This window comes from Gordonia aichiensis NBRC 108223, from assembly GCF_000332975.1.
In the GTDB taxonomy this organism is placed as follows: Bacteria; Actinomycetota; Actinomycetes; order Mycobacteriales; family Mycobacteriaceae; genus Gordonia; species Gordonia aichiensis.
Window position 1 is genome coordinate 1 of sequence record NZ_BANR01000057.1, and the last position, 2,064, is coordinate 2,064.

4 protein-coding genes are annotated in these 2,064 nt (G+C 62.4%); all 4 read left to right on the forward strand.

Translation table 11 applies throughout. The annotated features are described in order from the left end of the window. Positions 1-255, forward strand: a 255-nt coding sequence (locus GOACH_RS22275) for a hypothetical protein (RefSeq protein ID WP_040519605.1), incomplete at its 5' end; no start/stop codon positions are given. A gap of 86 nt (positions 256-341) precedes the next feature. Then, entirely contained in the window at positions 342-728 is a 387-nt protein-coding gene (locus GOACH_RS24690; RefSeq protein WP_373279123.1) for a helix-turn-helix domain-containing protein, read from the forward strand. Further along, positions 641-1,018, forward strand: coding sequence for a capsid cement protein (locus GOACH_RS22280; RefSeq protein WP_005180389.1), 378 nt, complete (start codon positions 641-643; stop codon positions 1,016-1,018). The genes GOACH_RS24690 and GOACH_RS22280 overlap by 88 nt, the downstream gene beginning before the upstream one ends. 12 nt (positions 1,019-1,030) lie before the next feature. After that, positions 1,031-1,912, forward strand: coding sequence for a major capsid protein (locus GOACH_RS22285; RefSeq protein ID WP_005180391.1), 882 nt, complete (start codon positions 1,031-1,033; stop codon positions 1,910-1,912). The last annotated feature ends 152 nt before the right edge of the window (positions 1,913-2,064 follow it).

The following is a 2,064-nucleotide window of genomic DNA, read 5'->3' on the forward strand; positions in this document are numbered from 1 at the left end:
CCAACACATCTACCCGACGAGGAAACCGAGACCATGAATCCGAGTGATGACATTCGTGCCCGCCGTCTGTTCATTGCCGCAGCAGATGGAGACAACGCCGCACTCAACGAAGTTCTTACCGATGCACTCGAGGCGGGTCGATGTACTGAACTGCTGGTCGGCATCGCAACATTGGCCGCTGAACATGCCCGACCGGGCACGGTTGGCATTGTGCGACAGGAAGTCCTGAATTTGACGATGGAGCAGCTGCCGTGAGCGAGATTATCGTCGTTGACGGGGTGGTGATCTCCGCCGATGACGCCCTCTACATTGAGGCCGCGCTACGACTTCTAGACAAGGTGATGAGGCAACGTGGTCTTGGAGTCAAACGCCGTGTACTCATCCTCGCTGAACAACTCGCCGCTGCTGGCGAACGTTCCGATACCCCAACAGCGGCACACGACACGGAACTCGTTGGGGCACAGTCGAACGTAGATGACCTGATCGGCACAGAACAAGCCGCACAGCGACTCGGATGCTCACCGGAGAATGTTCGAGCCTTGTGTCGACGAGGATCACTACCCGCAGTGCGCCACGCAGGACGGTGGATGATTCCCGACACGGTTGTCGCAGAACGGATTACGGAAAGGACATCACAACAATGCCGAACCTCAGTATCGACGTCTACGGCCCGGGCCACGACGTCACTGGCCGTGCCTCAGCGACCGTCGCTGCGTCTCAGTTCGTGAAGATCAGCGGCAACGCCGACGAGGGAGTCATCGCGGTAGCACCTGCAGACGCCGGTGGTCGCGTCGCTGGTGTCGCCAAATACGCTGCCGCACAAGGTGAACTAGTCGGACTCGCCCGAGGTGCCTCACGCGTCGTGCGGGTCACCGCTGACGGCGCTGTCGCCGCATTCTCCGAGATCGAAGTCGGAGCCAACGGCAAGGCCAAAACCAAAACCTCCGGCGTCGCAGTCGGATACGCCGTCACCGCAGCAGCCGCAGGCTCGCTGGCCCTCGTCTCCCTCTACCACTGAACGGAACACACCATGTCCATCCTGATCCCCAGCATCGACGGCCCCAACGTCACAGTCGCAGCAGTCATGGCCCAGCCCACCTGGCTGCGCGCGAAAATCGCCGACCTCACCGAAGGCAACGAACTACTGTCGACCTTCTTCAGTCCTGCCGGCGCAACCGTCACAGGTGGCGGCATCCTGCACCCACGACTGACTGGCGCCGATCGCTACACGGCCGACGACGTCGTCGAGCGCGGTCCCGGCGACGAATACCAGCGAGTCCGCGCCATCGACCCCGACTACCGTCTCGCGCTCGTCAAAGACTACGGCGCGACCGTCGAGATCACCGACGAGGAAATCGACCGCGGCGACATCTCAGCACTCAACAACAAGGTGAGCCAACTCAGCAACACCCTCACCCGCAAACTCAACGTCAAGGCTCTCGAAGCGATCGACGATGCCCAACCTGACGAGATCCCCGCATCAGCCGCGTGGACCTCGTTCATCACAGTCGGACCCGCCGACCAGATCACGCCGCACGTGCTGCGCCCCCTCTCCGACCTGCTGCGAGCTCGCAACGCATTCGTCGAGGACCGCTTGGGCTTCCTGCCCGATACGTTGCTCCTCTCAAGCGACGACGCCCTCGCACTGTCCATCGGGTACGCAGAAGACCTATCCAACGTGCTCACCGCTGCAGGGCTGACAATGGTCACCAACCCGTACGTGCCGGCCGGACGCGCCTACGTCGTGCAGAAGGGCAAACCCGGCATCGTCGGATACGAACGACCGCTGACCGTCGACGTCATCGACCAACGCGAAAAACGGCAGAAGCTCATCCAGGTCTACGCCGTACCCGGATTCGCAGTCGACCGACCACAGGCCACCAAGGTTGTGACCGCAACGGTGCAGCCATGACATTCATCGACTCCGACTTCGCCCAACGGCACGGCCTGACCGGCGCCCTCGCAGCAGCAGCCGCACACGAGACCGCACGCACCCACGCGCAACTCGTCGACGCCGCAATCGCAGACGGACGCGTATCAAGCAACCGCCGCGCGTTCTGGCTC